Source organism: Myxococcales bacterium (assembly GCA_016706225.1).
In the GTDB taxonomy this organism is placed as follows: Bacteria; Myxococcota_A; Polyangia; order Polyangiales; family Polyangiaceae; genus JADJKB01.
Genome location: JADJKB010000022.1, coordinates 989,877 through 1,008,848, shown reverse-complemented (window position 1 = coordinate 1,008,848; position 18,972 = coordinate 989,877). Strand labels below are relative to the sequence as shown.

The window sequence follows — 18,972 nt, the reverse complement described above, 5'->3', positions numbered from 1 at the left end:
AGGGTACGGTCCTTGTAAGCAGAGTGCGATCCAGACGCGCAACTAGCGGAAATCCCATGCAAGACAGCCAGCCCTGGACAAGAGTTACCGGTAACTTCGCTGCGGGTGTGGCGTTCCGTCCAGAGTTACCATCTGGGGTCGTGAAGCGGGCCGCGGCGCTCGGTGTGGGGCTGCTCGCGGCCAAGCTCGCGCTGGTCAGCCTGCGCGTGTTCGATGGCGGCGGACGCGGGCTGCTCGATGCGTGGTCGCCCCTCGCCTTCGTGTACCAGGACGTCGCGGTCGTGCTCGGGGTCGTCCTCATCGACCTTGCCCTGACGCGCGCTCGGTCGAGCGCCGCGGACTACGCCGCGTGGTCCCTCGTCTGGATGTTGATCGCCTACTCGGCGTTCAACGTGACGGTCGCGCGGGTGTTCTCGACACCGCTGACGGTCTCCATGCTGGGGGCCGCGGGCGGTGCGCTCAGCGATTCGATCTTCGCGCAGGTGACCCCTGGCAACCTCACGGCCATCGCCTTCGTGATGGGAGTCGCCGGTGTGGTTGCGCGTCGCGATGTGCGCGCTCTTGGTGGTCGACGTTTGGCGATGGCAGCTACCCTCGCCCTGAGCACGCTGTTCATGGGTCCCCGTGCCGCTGCGCGCGTCGACACCCTCGGCCTGCACCGAAACGCCGCGGTCGCTCTCGGATCGACCTACTTCGCACGGCTCTCACCGCCGCCGCAGGCAGCGCACGCGGTGAACCTGCCGGTCGAAGGCGACGCGCTCGATCTCGGTCACCTCGCGGGTGCGGCACGAGGCCGCAACGTGGTGTGGGTGATCCTGGAGTCGACGGCGGCCGAGTACCTGGGTGCGTACGGCGCCAAGCTCGACCCGACGCCGAACCTCACGCGGCTGAGCCAGAACGCCGTGGTGTTCGACGCGGCGTACAGCGCGTATCCGGAGAGCATCAAGGGGCTCTATTCGATGCTGTGTGCAACGAGCCCAGCCGCCCAGACCACGGCCCAGGACTACGTTGCCGCGCGCCTTCCCTGCGCTTCGGTGGCCGAGTCCTTTCGCGGTGCAGGCTACAAAACAGCCTTCTTCCACTCCGGGCGCTTCCGTTACCTGGGCATGCAGGGCATCGTCGACGAGCGTGGTTTCGATCAGCTGTTCGACGCCGAGAACATCGGTGGCAAACACGCCTCGAGCTTCGGCACCGACGACGCCTCCACCGTCGGGCACCTGCTGGCGTTCGTGGACGAGGTCCCGCGCGAAAAGCGATTCTTCGCGGTGTACTCACCGATCTCCGGTCACCATCCCTATCGATCCCCGGGCACGGGTCCGCGGCCGTTCCCGGCCAAGACCGAGAAGGACCACTACCTCAACGACCTCTACGCCGGCGACGCGGCGTTCGGTGAGTTGATCGAAGGGCTGCGGCGCCGTGGTCGCTACGACGACACACTCTTCGTCGTGGTCGGTGATCACGGCGAGGCCTTCGATCAGCACGAGGGCAACTTCGCTCACACACTCCACGTGTACGAAGAGAACGTGCGGGTCCCGTTCATCGTGGCGGCGCCAGGCCTGACGTTCGGCCGCGTGCGCGCGCCGCAGATCGCCAGCCTGACCGATCTGGCGCCGACGACGCTGGCCCTGACCGGCCTGCCGCGTCAGTCGCGGCACGAAGGCCGCTCGCTGCTGGAGCCTCGGCCTTCGGTCGCGCGCTTCTACACCGATCACGGCCCGCTCGAGCTCGGGCTGCGCCACGGGCGATTCAAGCTGATTCACGAGACCGAACACGACCGCACGCGGCTCTTCGATTTGAGCGCGGATCCCGGCGAAAAGCGCGACATCTCGGCCGAGCAGCCCGAGCGGGTCGAGCGCTACCGAAGTCACCTGCTCGCGTGGTCCGCGGAGCGCAGGAACGCCGTCGCGAATCCCAATTGAGGGGTTGTCGCGACCAGAAATTTTTCACAGGAAGACGGAAAGGTTGGAAGAGGCTGGGACTTGGCTCCGTCCGGGTTGCGAGCCCGTTCCGCGCCCGAGCATGCACTTGCGCCAGCGCAAGTTGATGAGTGGTGTGCGCGTCCGTGGCTCCCACCCGCGCGCAGCTCAGACCTCGAACAGCGTCTCGCCCATCCGGACCTCGGGTCGCTCGACGACCCGAGCTTGAAAGCTCGGCGGCAGCAGCATGACCACCGTCGAGCCAAACGCGAAGTGACCGAGCTCGTCACCTCGCGACAGCTGCCGGCCAATCTTGGTGGGCGCGGCGGTCATCCAGCGTTTCTGCTCCAGGTGCTCGAGGTGGATGCCGCCGATCAGGCTGGCGCCCACCATCACCAGAAGAAACCGCCTGCCCTGGCCGTCACGGAACGAGAGCGTGGCACGCTCGTTCCGCTCGTAGATGCGCGGGATGTGCTCGAGCGCATCGGCGTTTTGAGGGAAATACCGCCCCGGGATCCAGCGCACTTCTTCCAGCTCCGCGTCGAGCGGAGCGTGCAGCCGGTGGTAGCCACGCGGCGTCAGGAAGATCACGGCAAACGCGCCGCCCTCCCACTCGCGCAGGTCCAGCTCGTGCCGTCCGCCGTTGACCACACGATCCACGCTGAGACGCTGGCCCTTCACGACCAGCGGGCGCTTCAGCGCGAGCGGGCCGCTCGCGACCAAGTTGCCGTCCGCCGGCGCGGTGAAACCAGCACCAAGCGGTCGAGCGCCGGCCCTGAGCCGCCGCAGAAAAAAGTCGTCCAGCGACACGAAGCGGCGGTCTTCGAACTCGCTCAGAGCGATGTGGTCTTTCGCGACCCAGGCCCGCACGGCACGGTCGACCAGCCAGGCGGGGCGCCGCACACTCGTCAGCCTTGCGATGCCGCGATTCATCACGCGGTGTGGGAGGAAGGCGTAGCTTCGAAGAAAGGTGCGCGTCCTGTGCAGCGCGGTCACCGCGCCGGACCCTCTAGGGTCACGCGCTTCAAGAGCAGCCACGACACGACTCGTGAGAGGCCGGCGCTCTCGCCCCACACCCAGTCGTGGCGCAACACAGAGGTGCGCTGCGCAGCTTCACCGAGCGAGCTCGGGTCGCCTACGAATCCGAGGGGTGCGACCAACAGTCCCGCGCGGCAATGCAGCGCTGGGTCGAAGCCCGCGATGCAGAACTGAACCCGCGTCAGATCGAAACTCCGGAGCCGCAAATGCGCCAGTGCTCGGGCCACGTTGTCGCTGGACCGATCCACGACCGTGAAGCGTGTGTTCGGCAGAAGCTCCGCCAACACCAGCAAGCTGCGCGGGAACAGCCCGCCTCCCACGATCGTGACGTGTGTCGGCAGCGTTGGCAGCGTCGCCAGGAGCGGCGCGATGGCCCGACTGTGGCTCTCGAGCAGGAACGACTGCAGCAGCTTCGAAGCCAGCGCCAGGCGCTCGAGAGCGCACAAAAACACGCCCTTCAGCGCGTTCTGCCGGCGCAAAAGGTTTCCCACGAAGCGCACGTGAGGCGGGAACGCGCTCGTGGGCGCGGTCAGCTCGTGACGGCGCATCGGTAGCCGCGTCCAGTGTTCGCTGGGGAACTGGTGGTGTTCGGCGTGGTGACCGTCGTTGAACCAGAAGAAGTTGTAGAGCCGACCGTAGTGGCTGATGCCGCGCTCGGGACGATCGTCGAGCGCGTGCTCCATGTCCCCTTGAACGCGGCAGAGCCCCATTCCCAAGATGTAACCCGGAACGTAGGTGAGAAGGAACAAGCGTGGTGCCGCGACCAGGAAAACCAGCCAGCCAGCGGCCACCATCATGATCTGCAGCCGTGCGCTCCGAGCCAACGGCAGCCGTTTTTGCTGCGGTTCGCCCGCATGGTGCCAGACGTGACGCGCCTTCCAGATGGCCTGCGGCACACCCAAGACCAACGTGAGCCACAGATCGAACGCGCGGTTGTTTCGCCGCGACGAGAACAGCGGGTTGTGCAGGTGGTTGTGCGAAACGGTGTTGGAGCACCAACAGATGCCCACACCAAAGATGGCGATCGCGGCGGCTCGACTCAGTGCGCCCCCGCCCGCCGCCAACACGAAGAAGGTGATGGAAGCAAGACTCTGAATGACCGCCACGCCGACCAACCAGGCGTCGCGCGCGGAGTGGCGCAAGAACGGGCGGGCTCGCCTCACGACGAGCGCCTCGTTTTTTCCGGGCGCCGAGGCGCCGTCGTCCGACCACCACTCCGCGAGCATCGCCATGGCTCAGGCCCTCCGCCTGCGCCGCAGCGCAAACGCGGTGCTGAGCGCTGCCGCGGCCCAGAACAGCGACGACGAGCTGGCGTTGACGCCGGCGATCGTGCAGCCGCCGTCGTCCTCCGAGCTGCCGCCACCGGCCTTGCCGCCTGTGCCGCTCGCCGTTCCGCCCGTGCTCGCGCCGCCAGAGGAAGCACCGCCGGCGCTGGCGCCACCGCTGCTTGCACCGCCGGAGCCAACTGCCCCCGCGGAGCCCGCAGTGCCGGCCGACCCGCCGGTGCCCGCGCCCGCTGACCCGCCGGTGCCCGCGCCCGCTGCCCCGCCGGTGCCTGCGCCCGCTGACCCGCCGGTGCCCGCACCCGCTGAACCGCCAGTGCTCGCCCCGCCGGTGCCCGCGCCGCCCGTGCCGCCGCCCCCGGTCCCACCGCTGCCGCCCGTGCCGCCGTCAGGCTGACTGAGCAGGAACGTCTCGATCACCTTGCAGGGTGTGTAGCCAGACAGCACGCCGACCGCGATCGGGTACTTGTCCGCGTTGGCGGGGAGCGCGGTCGAGCTGCGCAGTGTGCCGGTGGGCAGGCTCTGATCACCGAGCCCGATGCACACGTCGCTGGTCGCCAGGATGTTCTTCTCCACGTCGGCCCACTCGCTGACGCAGGTCTTCTCCTGGCCCGATGGGCAGTCGTAATACAGGTAACCGAACGCGGGCTCCGTGTAGCCCGCGTAGCTCGTACCGGTGCTCTTGTCGTAGAGCATCGCGACGCCGTGAATTTGGATCTTGGTCGGGGCGGTAGCGTTCGGTTCGAACACGACCTTCTGCACCTTCACCCAGACCCCTGCCGGCAGACTCGCTCCGGCCTCCGCGGCGCTGAATACGACTCCGAGCGCGAGTGCCGCGCCCATTACGTTCCTGAACAACATGCTTGAAACCTCCATCTAGGGATGGCATCGCTTCAGCAACTCTCGGTCCATGAATCAGCCCTGCAATTACAAGCGGTTGGCTATGGTTACCGGTCAAGAAGTTACCGGTAACTCGGCTACGCAGCCGCGCTTGTGGGTTCCAGACGACAGCCTCACCCCACCTGTCGCTTCGCGCCTGCAGGCCATCGACAGGTCGGTTCAATATCCTGCAGTGTTCCGCTGCGGCACAGCCGTTGCTCTGCGCGCTTGGCCTACTGCCGAATCGGGTGACCACCATGCGACGAACTCAGCTCCCCGCGCTCACCGCCTTCTGTCTTCTCTTTGCCGCCAGCGCGTCCGCGCAGGACGGGCGCTTCGCGCTCGACCGCTACGAACCGGCAGAGCGGGGCAGCGATTGGTTCGCCAACGAGTCCCTCGACCTTCGCGGCAACGGCCGCCTCGCCCTGGGCGCGATCGGGGACTACGCCTACAAACCCCTGGTCTTCTACGACGCCAATGGAGACGAACAGGCCGCGGTCGTCGAGCACCAGCTCTTCGTGCACCTGGGCGGAGCCGTCGTGTTGTTCGATCGCCTGCGGCTCGGCGCCAACCTGCCTCTGCTCGCTTACACGAAGGGGGAGTCGCTCAACGTCGGCAACTCGTCCTTCTCGAGCAACAACAAGTCGAGCATTGGGGATCTCCGCCTGGGCGCGGACCTTCGCCTCGTCGGTGAGTACGGTGGCCCACTCAGTCTGGCCATCGGTGTACAGGGGTTCGTTCCCACGGGCAGCCAGGATGCCTTCGCAAGTGACGGCAAGGTCCGCATTCGTCCGCGACTGATGGCTGCGGGTGACATCGGATCTCTGGCCTATGCGGCGCAAGCGGGCATCAACTACCGGGCCCGCAACGAGAACCTCGGAGGCGATCCGTTCGGCAGCGAGCTCACCTTCTCCGCCGCCATCGGCGTGCGCGCCATGGACAAGAAGCTGATCATCGGGCCGGAGGTGTTCGGCTCCACGGTGGTGAGCGACTCCGGTGACGGCGCGTTCAAGAAACGTACGACTCCGCTCGAGGTGATCATTGGCGGCAAGTACCGTGTGACCGACGACTTCCGTGTGGGGGCAGGCGTTGGGCCGGGACTCACGCGGGGCGTGGGAGCCCCAGCGGTCCGCGTGCTCGCGAGCCTGGAGTGGTTCCCCGAGGTCGAGAAGAAGGCGGCGCCCAGCGACCGCGACAAAGACGGCATCTTGGACCAGGACGACGCCTGCCCGGATACACCCGGAGTGCGGACGGATGATCCGAAGACCCATGGCTGTCCGCCAGCAGCTGCCCCGAGCGATCGTGACGGCGACGGCATCCTCGACGCGGACGACGCTTGTATCGACGTGCCGGGTGTGAAGAGCGACGACCCGAAAAAGAACGGCTGCCCGCTGCCGGCGGATCGCGACGGTGATGGCATCACCGACGACAAGGACGCCTGCCCCGACGAGAAGGGTGTGGCCAACGCGGACCCCGCGAAGAACGGCTGCCCCGAGGTCAAGGACCGGGACGGCGACGGTATCCTCGATCCCGACGACGCTTGCCCCGACCAAGCGGGCCCGGCGGATCCCAACCCGAAGAAGAACGGCTGTCCGAAGGCGCAGATCAGCGCCGGCCAGATCAAGATCCTGGAGCAGGTGCAATTCGCCACCAACAGCGCCAAGATCCTGTCGGAGAGCGACGCCATCCTGAACGCGGTACTGAAGATCTTGCAGGACCATCCGGAGCTCACCCAGGTCGGTGTCGAGGGCCACACGGACAACCGGGGTGGGAAGGGCTACAACAAGGATCTGAGCAAGCGGCGGGCGGCCAGCGTGGTGAAGTGGCTCGTCGAGAAGGGCATCGACAAGACGCGCTTGAGCTCAGCCGGCTTCGGGCAGGAGCGCCCGGTCGATTCCAATGACACCGCCGAGGGGCGCCAGAACAACCGCCGCGTCGAGTTCCACATTCAGTCCAAGGAAAAGGGCTCGACCGAGATCAAGTCGAAGTGACGGAGATGAAAGCCATGAAGAAACTCACAAGCTTGAGCTCGCTCGCCGGTTTTCTCGTGTTCGCCTCCAGTGGCGTTGCGGTCGCCGCCCCCGCGTTGCGCGTGCAAGTCGATCAAAAAGGCGACTTCGTCTTGATCGGCAACACGCTGGGCCACGACTGCCGCGCCATCGTGCCCGCGCCGGTGGTGGGCACCGTCGGGGCTTGCGGCAACAACACAGGTGATTCGGCGCCGGACATCTACTGGCGGGCGGATGCGCCCGCCGTGGGCCAGGCTGCAGCGAACAACACCATCACGACCGCGCAGTCCCAAAGCACCGCAGCGCTCAACCTGAAGGCGGGCGCGACCGTCACTCACGCCTTCTTGTACTGGGGTGCGACACGGACCGGTACGACCGCGGATCTCGCGGTCACGCTCGACCGGCAGGGCGGTTTCACCAGCAACGTGACCGCCACCCAGTCATTCACCCAGAACGCGGGCAACGGTCAGGTCTATTACCAGTCGGTCGCGGACGTGACCCAGCTGGTCAAGACCAACGGTGTAGGTGGTTACCGGGTCTCCGGCGTCGACGGGGTCTCGTTCATCAACCTGAACCAGAACGTCAACTTCGCCGGCTGGTACATGGTGGTGCTCTATCAGCTCGACAGCGAGCCGCCGCGCAACCTGGCCATCTTCGACGGTCTCGATCTGGTGACCGGCACGCAGAGCCAGTCCGCCACGCTGTCTGGCTTCTTGGTCCCCAACGCCGGCTTCGACGCCAAGCTCGGGGTGATGACCTTCGAGGGTGATCCGGACGCGACCGGAGACTCACTCCGCTTCGGCAAGGCCCCGCTCACCAACGCCGATCGCCTGTTCGACGCGGTCAATCCCGTCGACAACTTCTTCAACAGCTCGCGTTCCTTCCTAGGTGCGCCGGTTTCCGTCGTCGGGGACTTGCCGCAACTGACCGGTGGCGCGGCGAGCATGTCGAGCTTCGACCTCGACGTGGTCAACATCACCAACCGCGTCGCGGCGGGGCAGACCTCCGCGGACATCCAGGCGACCAGCAACGGCGACGTCTACCTGCTCGGCGGCTTCGTGACCTCGATCTCGACCTTCAAGCCGGACTTCTCATCGTCCAACAAGTCTGCGGTCGATCTCAACGGCGGCACCGTGCTGCCGGGTGACGTGTTCGAGTACACCATCGTCGTCACCAACAATGGCAACGACACGTCGGTGAACACCGTGCTCACCGACAAACTCCCTGCCGGGGTCACCTACGTGCCGGGCTCGCTGCAGATCAGCGCCGGCGTCGGCGCCGGCGCCAAGACCGACCCGGCGGGGGACGACACCGGGGAGTTCACCGCGGCCACGAACACACTCACCGTGCGCCTCGGCGCCGGCGCAACGGCCGCGGTCGGCGGCACGCTGGCGGTCGCCGAATCGGTCACGGTGAAGTTCAAGGTCACCATCAACGCGAGTGCATCCGGGACCATCGCCAACCAGGCGAACATCACCGCGGGGGGCCAGCAAGGCGCGCCGCCCGCGACCACGCCGACCGACGGCAACAGCGGCACGCCGGGCCCGCAGACCACCGACATTCCGGTGGGCGACACCGACACCGACAAAGATGGTCTGAGCGACTTCGACGAGAGCGTGTTCGGCACGGATCCGAATGACGCCGACAGCGACGACGATGGCGTTCCGGACGGCGCCGAGCCGAGCTGGAACAAGGACACCGACGGCGATGGACTCATCAACGCGCTCGATCCCGACAGCGACGACGACGCTCTCTACGACGGAACCGAGCTCGGACTCACGTGCAGCGGCACCGGCACGGATGCCACCAAGGGTCACTGCATCGCGGATGCGGACGCCGGAGCGACCAAGACCGATCCACTCTTGAAGGACACGGATGGCGGAGGCGCGTCGGACGGCTCAGAGGACGCGAATTTGAACGGCGCCATCGACGCGGGCGAGACCGATCCCGCCACGGGCAAAGGGGCGGATGATTCCACGGTCGTGGACACCGACAAGGACGGGTTGTCCGACGCCCTGGAGAAGTTCCTCGGGTCGAGCCCGACGGACGCTGACAGCGATGACGATGGGTTGCTCGACGGCAAGGAGCACAACCCGAGCGACGACACCGATGGTGACGGGCTGAAGAACGTGCTCGACGTCGACAGCGACAACGATGGCCTGTTCGACGGCACGGAAGACGGCCTCCTGTGTGACGACCCGGCCACGAATCTGGCGGCGAAACACTGCATTTCCGACGCCGATCCGACGACCAAGACCTCTGGAGTGATCGCCGACACGGACGGCGGCGGTGTGATCGACGGCAGCGAAGACTTCAACCGTGACGGCAAGCTCGACACCGGGGAGACCGATCCCACGCTCGGCCACGGTGCGGACGACGGCACGTCGGTCGACAGCGACAAGGACGGCCTGTCGGACGGGGTCGAGAAGCTGCTCGGCTCGGATCCGAACGACGCTGATAGCGACGACGATGGCGTGCTCGACGGAGATGAGCCGAACTTCGCCGACGACACGGACGGCGACGGCAAGATCAACGTCCTCGATTCGGACAGCGACAACGATGGGCTCTTCGACGGAACGGAGCTCGGGCTAGACTGTGCGAACTCTGCCACCAGCGCGGGCGCCAACAGCTGCAAGGCGGACGGCGACAGCGGGGCGACCAAGACCAACCCGTTGATCGCCGACACCGATGGCGGTGGCGTGAGTGACGGAGACGAGGACAGCAACAAGAACGGCATGGTCGACAGCGGTGAGCGCGACCCGCTGAACCCGAGCGACGACAACACGGGCACCGGTGGCACCGGCGGTCAGGCGGGCTCCGGCGGCCAGGCGGGTTCTGGCGGTGCGGCTGGCGGCGGTGGTGCCGCGGGCAGCGGCGGTGCCAGTGGAGGTGCCGCGGGCAGCGGCGCAACCGGCAGCGGCGCGACGGGCGGCACCGGCGGCACGGGCGGCAAAGCCAGCGGCGGCAGCGCGGGTAACCTCGGGGCTTCCGGCACACTGGAGGGCGGCGGCTGCAGCTGCTCGGTGCCGGGACGTGGCTCGAACACTCCCGCGGCGCTAGGCCTGCTGGCCCTCGCGTTCGTTGCGATCAGCCGCCGTCGCCGGCGTTGAACAGACCCCCTGAGGCGAGGGCACCGAATGTTCGGGTCAGCCCTCGCCGTCGGCGTCGGGGGTTTCGGATTGGCTTTTGAGTCGATGGCGCGCCAGCAGCTTGATCAGATAGCTGCGGTCCATCTTCGCGCGCCGTGCGGCCTCACTCACGTTGCCGCCGCACTTTGCGACCAGCCGCGAGAGGTAACGCTGCTCGAAGCGCTCGAGCACCACGTTGCGGGCATCCTTGTACGGCAAGGCGAGGTGGGCTTCGTCGTCGGAGATTTGCCGCGTGTTCGGTGCCGCACTGCCAAACAGCTCCGGGGACTCACCCATTGCGAGGGTCGCCTCGACCCAGTTCCTCAGCTCGCGTACGTTGCCGGGCCAACGATGTGTCGCGAGCACCGCCAGCGCTTCCTTGCTGAAGACCGCCTCCGCCGGACCGACGTGGCCGCACTCCTGCAAGAAGTGCTGGCACAAGAGCGGGATGTCCTCGGCACGCTCGCGCAGCGGTGGCAAACGAACCTCGACCACCGCCAGCCGGTGATAGAGGTCGAGGCGGAAGGTGCCGGCGTTGACCTCCGCGCGCAGGTCGCGGTTGGTCGCGGCCACGACACGGACGTCGACGCTGATCTCCTTTTGCCCGCCGACACGGCGGAATTTTCGGCGCTCCAGCGCCCCGAGCAGCTGGGGCTGCAGCTCCGGCGGCAGCTCCCCGACTTCGTCGAGAAAGAGCGTGCCGCCGTTCGCCCGCTCGAAGGCTCCAATATGGGTGCGGTCTGCTCCGGTGAACGCACCGCGCTCGTGACCGAACAGCTCACTCATCACGATGCCGGGCGCGAGGGCGCCGCAGTCGACGACCACGAAGGGTGCGTCCTTGCGCGGACCGTGCTCGTGAAGGGCACTTGCCACGAGCTCCTTGCCCGTCCCGGACTCGCCGATCAGGAGCACCGGCACCTGCACGGTCGCAACCCGAGTGACCTGCGCCATCAGCCGCCGCATCGACGGGGTCGCGCCCAAGAGATCCGACAGTCGATCGCCAGCGTGCACCTCGACGGTCGAGCCCGCCCCGTCGAACACCCGAAGTGTCGTGCGGCCCACCCGCAGCTGGGTTGCGGGTGGGATGACGCCGCGTTCGATCTGCACTCCACCAACGAAGGTTCCGTTCGTCGATTCGAGATCGTCGACGACGATGCCGCCGTCCGCTCGCCTGAGCTCGAGGTGGTACCGGGACACGGTCGGGTCGGTGAGGATCAGGATGTTTCCGGCCGCAGAGCCGATCGTCATCTGTTCGGTGTCGGCCTCCGCGCGCATGCCTTGGTCGGGCCCAGTGAGAACCTCGACCGCCAAGGTGCGAACTTCGACCCGAGCTTCTCCCAGCGAAAGTGGAGACGTTGCGATCGAGGGCACGCCGCGGGTATATCACGCTCGGCTCGAACGTCTGCCCCGGTCGGCAGGCCAAGAAGGAGTGCCGGCGAGTGAGATCTCTCAGATCGACCGCGGCTTTCGCGATCGCAGTCCTGTGCTCCGGCGTGGCCGGAGCCGAACCGGAGGTCGCGCTCGACCGCTTCGAACCCGCGCCTGCCGGGGACGCCCTGCTCTCGACGCCGGACTTCGACGTCGGCGGAGCGAACCGCCTCAGCCTGGGGGCGTCGTTCCTGTACGCCCACGAGCCGCTGGTGTTGTTTGTCGAGCGCAACGACGGCACGTCCGAGCGTACGGTGCTCGTCGACCATCAAGCACTCTTGCACCTGCAGGGTTCTTTTGCGCTCTCGCGTTCACTGCTGGTCGAAGCGGATCTGCCCACCATCGTCAGCCAAGGTGGCGACCGCGGAAGGGCTGGCGCGCTCTCGCTCGGGGATCCGTCTGGATCCGACGTCGGGGATCTGCGCGTCGGGTCGCGCTTGGCGCTCCTCGATCAGAAGGACTTCGTGCCCGGCGCCTCGTTCGCCGCGAGCCTCTGGTTTCCTACGGCCACGGGTCGCTACGCCGGTACGAGCTCCGTGCGGGCCGGCGCTGGAGTCGTGTTCGGAACCAATTACGATCACTTCTTCTGGCGGGCCAACCTGGGTGCGCGCCAGCGTGACGCCGCGAGTGTGTATAGCGGCGTCTTTGGCAGCGAAGCGTTCAGCTCGCTGGGTATCGGCTACCGCTACGCTGCGCTCCAGCTCGGGACGGAGTTACTCGGCGCGACCAGCATGGACGCCAAGGCGGGCTGGTTCGGTGGCAACACCACACACCTCGAAGCGCTCGCGTCGGTTCGCTACACAATCGCGCCGGTTTCCGCATTTCTGGGGGCGGGCCCGGGCCTCACGCGGGGCGCCGGGACGCCGGCCTTTCGTGTGGTCGCCGGCCTGACGGCGAGCTTCGAGCTGCTGCCCGCGGCGAGCGCAAAACCGAGTGCGGCTGCCGGGGCCACCGCCGCAAACTCGAATGGCGCTGCCAATGGCGCAGCGGCAACTTCCCCGCATCCTGCCATCCAAGATCGTGATCACGACGGTGTGATCGACGCCAGCGACGCCTGCCCCGACGTGCCCGGTGAACCGGATGCCGAGCGTCCGGGGTGTCCGAGTGACAAGGACGGCGACGCGATCCCCGACGCGATCGATGCCTGCCCGACCGAGCCCGGACCGAAGAGCGCCGATCCGGCGCGCCACGGCTGCCCGGCAGATCGCGATGGCGACGGCATACCCGACACCGTCGACGCGTGTCCTGACGAAAAGGGTGCAAAGACCGAGGATCCGAAGACCACCGGCTGCCCGACCTCGGTGCGGGTCGTGGGTCAGCAAATCGTGATCACCGAGCAAGTGAACTTCGCCACCGGGAGTGACGTGCTCGCTGCGGAGAGCTCGAAGGTGCTGGAACAGGTTGCGGGGGTGTTGACGGAGCATCCGGAGATCGCCCGCATCGCCGTGGACGGGCACACCGACAACGTGGGCGCAGACAAAGCCAACCTGGCTCTCTCGCGTCGTCGCGCCATCGCGGTGTTGCGCTGGCTCGTCGCCCACGGCGTCGACGAACGGCGCATCGAAGCGCGCGGGTTCGGTGCGCGTCGCCCGATCGCGGACGTAAAGTCCACCGAGGGTCGCGCCAAGAACCGCCGGGTCGAGTTCCAGATCCTCAAAAAGACCGAAAAAGGGGCCCAGGGCTGGAAAGATGGCCCCGTCGATGAGTGAGCGGCGCTTCCGGCTCTCGATCCGGCTGAAAGCAGCGGTGCTCCTGGTGGCCATCGCGGCGCTGCCGGCGGGCGTGGTTGCCCAGCGCCTCACCGGCATCAATCGCGGTGCCGTCGAGACCAGCGAGCGGCACCTGCAGGCATCGGTCCTGGCGGAGCTCTCGCAGTCGGTGCTGGCTCGCGTTCGCGCCGTCGAAGCGGACGCCCGCGCAGTTGCCAACGCATTGACCCTGGCCGCAGCGCGGCCCGACGCGGGCGCAGCGACGGAAGCCGCCGTGCGGTCCGTCGTGGCGACGCGCACTGCGATCGACTCCGTCCGCTTCGAGGTGCCCAGCGCAAAGACGGATCTGTTGATCAAGAAGCAGGGAAGTGAGTCGGTCGACGCGCCGCACTCGACCGCCGAGATGCGGAGTCAGGCGGACGAACGGGGTGTGTCGTTCGTGATGACCGGGCCCGGAACCGGCGCGGTCGTGGTCCCTGTCACCAAGGTCGATGCCCACGGAGCCAGCGGCTACGTCACCGTTCGTGCCGACCTCGGTGTGCTCGGCGATCAGCTCAAAGAGCTGGCGGACACCCGCTTCGGCGGCGGCGGCACGAAGTTCTTGGTGGCAGACGGCGCCCGGCGCGCCGTCGCGGCGCATGGTGATGCGGCGATCACGTCCGGCTCGGACGTCGCGAACCTGCCCATCTGGGAGGTCATCCCCCGCGGTGCGAGCTGGAGCAGTCGCGTCGCGGTCGTGAGCGGTTTCAAAGAAGGCGGCGCGGCCCAGGTGGGTGGCATCGAGAGCGTCGAGGAGCTGGGCTGGGCGGTTGCGCTCTGGCGGCCGGAGAGTGTGGCCTACGCGACCGTCATCGACATGCAGCGGCAGAGCAGCTGGGTGCTCGGGTTCGCGCTCCTGGGGGCGCTGATCGTGGGGTTTGCCGCGGGCGAGGGTGTCACACGTCCGGTGCTCGCCATCGCAAAACAGGCCGCGCTGATCGGCAACCGTCGCTGGGGTGAGGTGAAGCTCGAGCGAGCGCGCAACGACGAGCTCGGCGATCTGGCGGTGAGCGTCGGGCAGATGGCCAAGGACCTCCAGACGAGTGAGGCCGAGATCGAGAAGGAGGCGAAGCTGCGCGGAGATCTCAGCCGCTTCATGAGCAAGGAGCTGGTCGAGGCCATCGTGCGGGGTGATCACCCGCTCGCGCTTGGCGGAAAGCGCACGGAGATCTCCGTGCTCTTTGCCGACGTCGTGGCGTTCACGCCGCTGGCGGAGAGCCGCCCGGCAGAAGAGGTCGTGACGCTGCTGAATGAGCTCTTCTCGATGCTCAGCGAGGTCGTCTTTCGCCATCACGGCACGGTGGACAAGTTCATCGGCGACTGCATCATGGCGGTGTGGGGCGCGCCGGTCTCACAACCAGACCACGCGCGCCGCGCGCTCGCGGCGGCCGAGGACATGCAGCGTTTCCTCGAGAGCGCGAACCAGGTCTGGAAGACGACTCATGGGGTCGAGCTTCGCCTCGCCATCGGGGTCAACTCCGGCGAGGCCATCGTGGGCAACATCGGCTCCGACAAACGCATGGAGTACACGGTGGTCGGCGACGTGGTGAACGTCGCGGCGCGCCTCGAGGCGATCGCAAATCCGAACCAGATCTTGGTCGCCGAGCGCACCGTGGAGCTGGCGGGTGACGAGTTCGAGCTCAAAGCGCTCGGACCCCATCAGCTCACGGGACGCAAGGCGGCGACGGCGGTCTTCGAACTGAGATTGGACGTGGCGGATGTCTGAGCGGAGGTTGAGAGCGGTAACGACGCTGTCTCTGCTCGTTGCCGTGATCACGGCGGCGGGCGAGGTTCGCGCCGAGGACGCAACGCCGGGTTACCCCGAGCGGGTCGTACACTGGACGACCAAGAGCAAGGAGACGTGCGCGGACATCGCGTCGGCGCTGTACGGCTCCGCCAAGCACAAGGCGCTGCTCGAACGTTACAACTCGGTCAGCTGCGCCAATGGCAAGCCGCTCCCGGATGGGTTGACCCTGGTGTTGCCCGCGAAGGTCACCGATCTACCCAGCGCGCGCCTGCGCTCGATCTACCCCGACGTGAAGGCGCGCCCTCCGGGCGGGGCCTGGCAAGAGGCCGCGTCGGGCATGGCTCTGTACAAGAACCACAGCGTCAACACGCTGGACAAGGCTCGCGCGGACATCCTGTTCGTCGATCGCACGCGGGTCGTGCTGGCCGAGCACACCCTCGTGATCATCTACGGGACAGCCAAGAACACCGCGGTCTCGAAGACACCCCCCATGGTGGAGCTCGACAGCGGTGAGCTTCAAGCCGGGCTCGCGGCTCTGCGCGGAAAACCCATCGAGGTGGCGACCCAGGGTGGCCGAGTGACGGCAAACTCCCGCGACACTGCGGTGCGCGCGAAGGAGAAACGCGCAACCGTCAGCGTCTTCGACGGCACGGCTAAGGTGGCGTCCGCCAAGAAGAGCGTGGACATCCCGACCAACTTCGGCACCGCGTTCGTGAAGGACAAGGCGCCCGAGCCGCCGCGCCCGCTACCCCCCGGCCCGAAGTGGCAGGCATCGACCGCATCCGGAACCGTGCTCGGCCCGCCGGGCGCGCTCGTGCTGACCGCGGGTTGGGATGGCGTGGACAAGGCGCGTTCGTATCGCGTGGAGCTAGCCAAGGACGCAGACTTCAAGGAGCTCGTTGCGCGCGAGGAAGTCCCGAGCGAAGTACGTGCGTTTCGCGCCGAGCGCCTGCCGCCCGCGGCCTACTTTCTTCGCGTACGAGTGATCGACACGGACGACTTTCTCGGGTTGGCCTCGGAGACGCGCCGAGTGGTGCTGGCCGAAGCGCGCGTCGAAGGCAGTCAAGGCAACATCAAAGGTGGTGTGATCGAGCTCAGCCCCTACGCTTCGCTCGGCCTCGGAGGCTTCGACGGCCTCGAGCTTTCGATGGACGACTCACCCTTCGGTAAGGTGCCGAATCGAATCGACGTGCTGCGACTCACGCCCAAGTCCATCGCACTCCGGTTGCGCGGCTCGAGCGAGAGCTCGCGCTACGAGGTGCGGTACCGTGAGCCCGGGGTCAGCGCGCAGGCGAAGCTCGATCAGGCAGGCACAATCCACGTCAGCGTCGCGCTGAGTGGTGTCGATGGCGTGGACGTTGCCGGGCGCATGGCACCCGAAGCGCGCGTGTCCAGCGCAGGAAAATGGCTGCGGCAGCGGCTCAGGGCCGAGGGCGCCGTGTGGGTCGCCGAGCTCAGCGGCGCGAGCGCGGGCAGCGAGCCGCTGAACGTTCAGATCCTGGATTCGCGCGGCCGCGTGCTCGGGGAGACCCCGGTGACGCCGCCCGGCGCGCCGGCCAAAGCAGCGCTGCCATCTGCGCCTCGCCGGGTGCTCGGGCCGAGCGCGGCGCTCGTACAACCTTCACCGGTGACCAATGTCGTGTGGTGGGCGCCGGTTCCGGATGATGCCGCTTCCGTGAGCGCGACGGGTTACTCCGAAGCTGGACGCTTTGGCTCGCAGCTCGCGACGCGCGCGTCGGGCTCGCTGGGCAGCTTTGGCTTCGATGGCCTGGTCACCACCTCCGAGCTCGATGGCGTGGCCGCCGACAGCGCTGCGTGGTTGACGTTGCACTGGCGACCGATCTCGAACGACAACGTCAGCCTCGGTCCGGCCCTGCAAGTGGGTCTGCCCATGACGGCGCTCAGCCCGCCCTCGCGGGTCGGTCTCGGCTTCGCAGCGGGAGGTTTTGCCGATCGGTTTCAGTGGCTCGTGAACCTTGGTGGCCGGGCGCCGCTCGAATACTCCGTGGACCGCCGGCCGGCGCCCGATGCCCAGGGCTACTTGCTCGGTGGTGGAGGTTACGAGGTCAACGAGTGGGCGCGTCTCTACGCGGTCGTCGACGGTCACGCGGTCGTCGACACGGTGGATGACGCCGTCGTGGGCCGCGGAGGTTTGACGCTGGGAGCGGAGTTCGGGCGGCGTGTGTTTGGCGGCGTCGCGCTACGCGCGTCACCCTGGGACGACGCCGGCGGTCACGTGATCGGACAGCTCGCGCTGGGACTCCGCGCGCGATGACGGACGACGAGAAAAAACCAGCTGGCCCCCCGGGGTTTCAGCCCGTCACTCCCGCCCGGCGTTTACAGCAAGAAGCCGAGACGATGCTGTCGAATCCGGCGGACAGCTTGCCGCCACCCGCGACCGCAGTGGGCACGACCCTCGCCGGAAAGTACCGACTCACACGCCTGCTCGGTCAAGGTGGAATGGGCAGTGTCTGGGCCGCCGAGCAGGTCGACCTCGGTGTGCAGGTCGCCGTGAAGCTCATGCACCCGCACGTCGCGGCGCAGGCGGAATACGTCGAGCGGTTCCGGCGCGAGGCGCGGGCCGCGTTGATCTTGAGTCATCCGAACATCGTGCGGCTCATCGATTTCGGTCAGCACGAGCAGACCTTCTTTCTGGTGATGGAGCTCATCAACGGGCAGGCGCTCGACGAGTGGCTCGCTCACTGTGCCGAGCTTCCGGCGTTGTCGCTGCTGGTCCCCATCTGCGTCGACATCCTCGACGGCCTGGACGCCGCGCACCGCCACGGCATCGTGCACCGCGATCTCAAACCCGAGAACGTGATCTTGTCGCGCGACGCTCAGGATCGCCAGGTCGCAAAGGTCGTCGACTTCGGTCTGGCCCACGTCGAAGATCCGACAAAAGACCAGCCCACACTCACGCGCAAAGACATGGTGGCGGGAACGCCGGCGTACATGAGCCCCGAACAGAGTCGTTCGCTGGCGGTGGGACCGAGCACCGATCTCTACGCCTTCGGCTGCCTCCTGACGGAGCTGTTGCAGGGGCGGCCGCCGTTCGAGGCCCCGAGCGCGATCGAGACCATTTCTCAGCACTTGTTCATGCCGCCCCCGCCCCTCGACCGACCGCCCCAGGCCGAGCCCGTGCCGCCGTTGCTCGAGCGGCTGCGCCTGGAGCTCCTGTCCAAACACCCGCACCAGCGTCCCGCGGACGCGCTGACCACGCGTGCTCGTCTGCTCGAAGCCGTTGATCCCGACGCAAGCGCCGTCCGTCTTCCATCACGCAAAGAGGAAATGCCCGGCGGGGCTCGGGCAGAGCGTGTTCCCGCCTGGAACAGCGCTGCGACCGCAGAGATCTCAGGCGCGGCCACTAGTCCGGCGGGTCGGGTCTCGATCGTCGCCCGCGCGGGCTCCCTGCTGGCCGATCCTGGTCTCGCCACCGGGCTGGCGGCTCAGGGGCTCTCCGTCTCCCACGCCCGTGTCATCGAACCCACGAACGCCGATGTCATCGTGTATGATGGCGCCTCGACCGACGAAGCAATCGCCGCGTTGTCGGCGATGGTGGGCACCACGCCCGTGCTGATCGTGCTGCAGGTGCTCGACACCAGCGCCATGCGCCGGCTGATCGAGGCCGGCGCCGCAGACGTGCTGGCGGCTCCCGTCGCGCCGGACGTCCTGGCGCGCAAGCTGAAGCGCATTCTGCGCAAGCGTTGAGGGCTCGCCGGCCGCGCGTCTTCTTTCGCGAAAGCAGCCGGTTGCGACGTCCGCACCCGGCCTCACATCGGCGCTGCAGGCGCGACGC

At 67.4% G+C, this 18,972-nt stretch carries 10 protein-coding genes and 1 pseudogene; 7 read left to right on the top strand and 4 right to left on the bottom strand.

Features of this window, described 5'->3' with window-relative positions; translation table 11 throughout:
• Positions 1–56 precede the first annotated feature (56 nt).
• The gene (locus tag IPI67_35410; GenBank protein MBK7585461.1) at positions 57–1,919 is read left to right on the top strand and encodes a sulfatase; all 1,863 of its coding nucleotides are present in this window, start codon (positions 57–59) and stop codon (positions 1,917–1,919) included.
• Between the two features lie 165 nt (positions 1,920–2,084).
• On the opposite strand, the gene psd is transcribed toward IPI67_35410, so the two are convergent.
• From psd to IPI67_35395, 3 genes are read right to left on the bottom strand one after another with little or no spacing between them, the layout of a single operon-like run.
• Entirely contained in the window at positions 2,085–2,849 is a 765-nt protein-coding gene (gene psd / locus IPI67_35405) for a phosphatidylserine decarboxylase (protein ID MBK7585460.1), read from the bottom strand.
• 59 nt (positions 2,850–2,908) lie between these two features.
• Positions 2,909–4,186 carry a fatty acid desaturase gene (locus tag IPI67_35400; protein ID MBK7585459.1) on the bottom strand — a complete coding sequence of 426 codons (1,278 nt, stop codon included), beginning with the start codon at positions 4,184–4,186 and terminating at the stop codon, positions 2,909–2,911.
• Between the two features lie 3 nt (positions 4,187–4,189).
• Positions 4,190–5,098, bottom strand: a complete 909-nt coding sequence (locus tag IPI67_35395) for a hypothetical protein (GenBank protein MBK7585458.1) — start codon at positions 5,096–5,098, stop codon at positions 4,190–4,192.
• Positions 5,099–5,373: 275 nt separating this feature from the next.
• Between IPI67_35395 and IPI67_35390 the strand changes: the two genes are divergently transcribed.
• Both IPI67_35390 and IPI67_35385 read left to right on the top strand, forming a co-directional pair.
• Complete coding sequence (locus IPI67_35390; GenBank protein MBK7585457.1) at positions 5,374–7,107, top strand: OmpA family protein; 1,734 nt, start codon at positions 5,374–5,376, stop codon at positions 7,105–7,107.
• A 5-nt stretch (positions 7,108–7,112) separates the two neighbouring features.
• Positions 7,113–9,887: pseudogene (locus tag IPI67_35385) on the top strand (DUF11 domain-containing protein).
• 384 nt (positions 9,888–10,271) lie between these two features.
• On the opposite strand, the gene IPI67_35380 reads toward IPI67_35385, so the two are convergent.
• A complete protein-coding gene (locus IPI67_35380) occupies positions 10,272–11,624 on the bottom strand; it encodes a sigma 54-dependent Fis family transcriptional regulator (GenBank protein MBK7585456.1) in 1,353 nt (450 codons plus the stop codon).
• A 68-nt stretch (positions 11,625–11,692) separates the two neighbouring features.
• Here IPI67_35380 and IPI67_35375 point away from each other — a divergent pair, with 68 nt between their 5' ends.
• Genes IPI67_35375 through IPI67_35360 form a run of 4 tightly spaced genes read left to right on the top strand, consistent with a single transcriptional unit; the run spans position 11,693 to position 18,884 of the window.
• Positions 11,693–13,390 (top strand): OmpA family protein, encoded by a 1,698-nt coding sequence (locus tag IPI67_35375; GenBank protein ID MBK7585455.1) that lies wholly within the window; start codon positions 11,693–11,695, stop codon positions 13,388–13,390.
• A complete protein-coding gene (locus tag IPI67_35370) occupies positions 13,383–15,155 on the top strand; it encodes an adenylate/guanylate cyclase domain-containing protein (GenBank protein MBK7585454.1) in 1,773 nt (590 codons plus the stop codon). The genes IPI67_35375 and IPI67_35370 overlap by 8 nt, the downstream gene beginning before the upstream one ends.
• The gene (locus IPI67_35365) at positions 15,148–17,451 is read left to right on the top strand and encodes a FecR domain-containing protein (protein MBK7585453.1); all 2,304 of its coding nucleotides are present in this window, start codon (positions 15,148–15,150) and stop codon (positions 17,449–17,451) included. Before IPI67_35370 ends, IPI67_35365 begins: the two co-directional genes overlap by 8 nt.
• Positions 17,448–18,884 carry a protein kinase gene (locus IPI67_35360; GenBank protein MBK7585452.1) on the top strand — a complete coding sequence of 479 codons (1,437 nt, stop codon included), beginning with the start codon at positions 17,448–17,450 and terminating at the stop codon, positions 18,882–18,884. Before IPI67_35365 ends, IPI67_35360 begins: the two co-directional genes overlap by 4 nt.
• The last annotated feature ends 88 nt before the right edge of the window (positions 18,885–18,972 follow it).

Excerpts from the sequence above, each read along its gene's own strand:
- IPI67_35400 (MBK7585459.1), bottom strand. The coding sequence starts at position 4,186 with ATGGCGATGCTCGCGGAGTGGTGGTCGGACGACGGCGCCTCGGCGCCC.
- IPI67_35395 (MBK7585458.1), bottom strand. The coding sequence starts at position 5,098 with ATGTTGTTCAGGAACGTAATGGGCGCGGCACTCGCGCTCGGAGTCGTA.
- IPI67_35370 (MBK7585454.1), top strand. The coding sequence starts at position 13,383 with ATGAGTGAGCGGCGCTTCCGGCTCTCGATCCGGCTGAAAGCAGCGGTG.
- IPI67_35410 (MBK7585461.1), top strand. The coding sequence starts at position 57 with ATGCAAGACAGCCAGCCCTGGACAAGAGTTACCGGTAACTTCGCTGCG.
- IPI67_35365 (MBK7585453.1), top strand. The coding sequence starts at position 15,148 with ATGTCTGAGCGGAGGTTGAGAGCGGTAACGACGCTGTCTCTGCTCGTT.
- psd (MBK7585460.1), bottom strand. The coding sequence starts at position 2,849 with ATGAATCGCGGCATCGCAAGGCTGACGAGTGTGCGGCGCCCCGCCTGG.
- IPI67_35360 (MBK7585452.1), top strand. The coding sequence starts at position 17,448 with ATGACGGACGACGAGAAAAAACCAGCTGGCCCCCCGGGGTTTCAGCCC.
- IPI67_35390 (MBK7585457.1), top strand. The coding sequence starts at position 5,374 with ATGCGACGAACTCAGCTCCCCGCGCTCACCGCCTTCTGTCTTCTCTTT.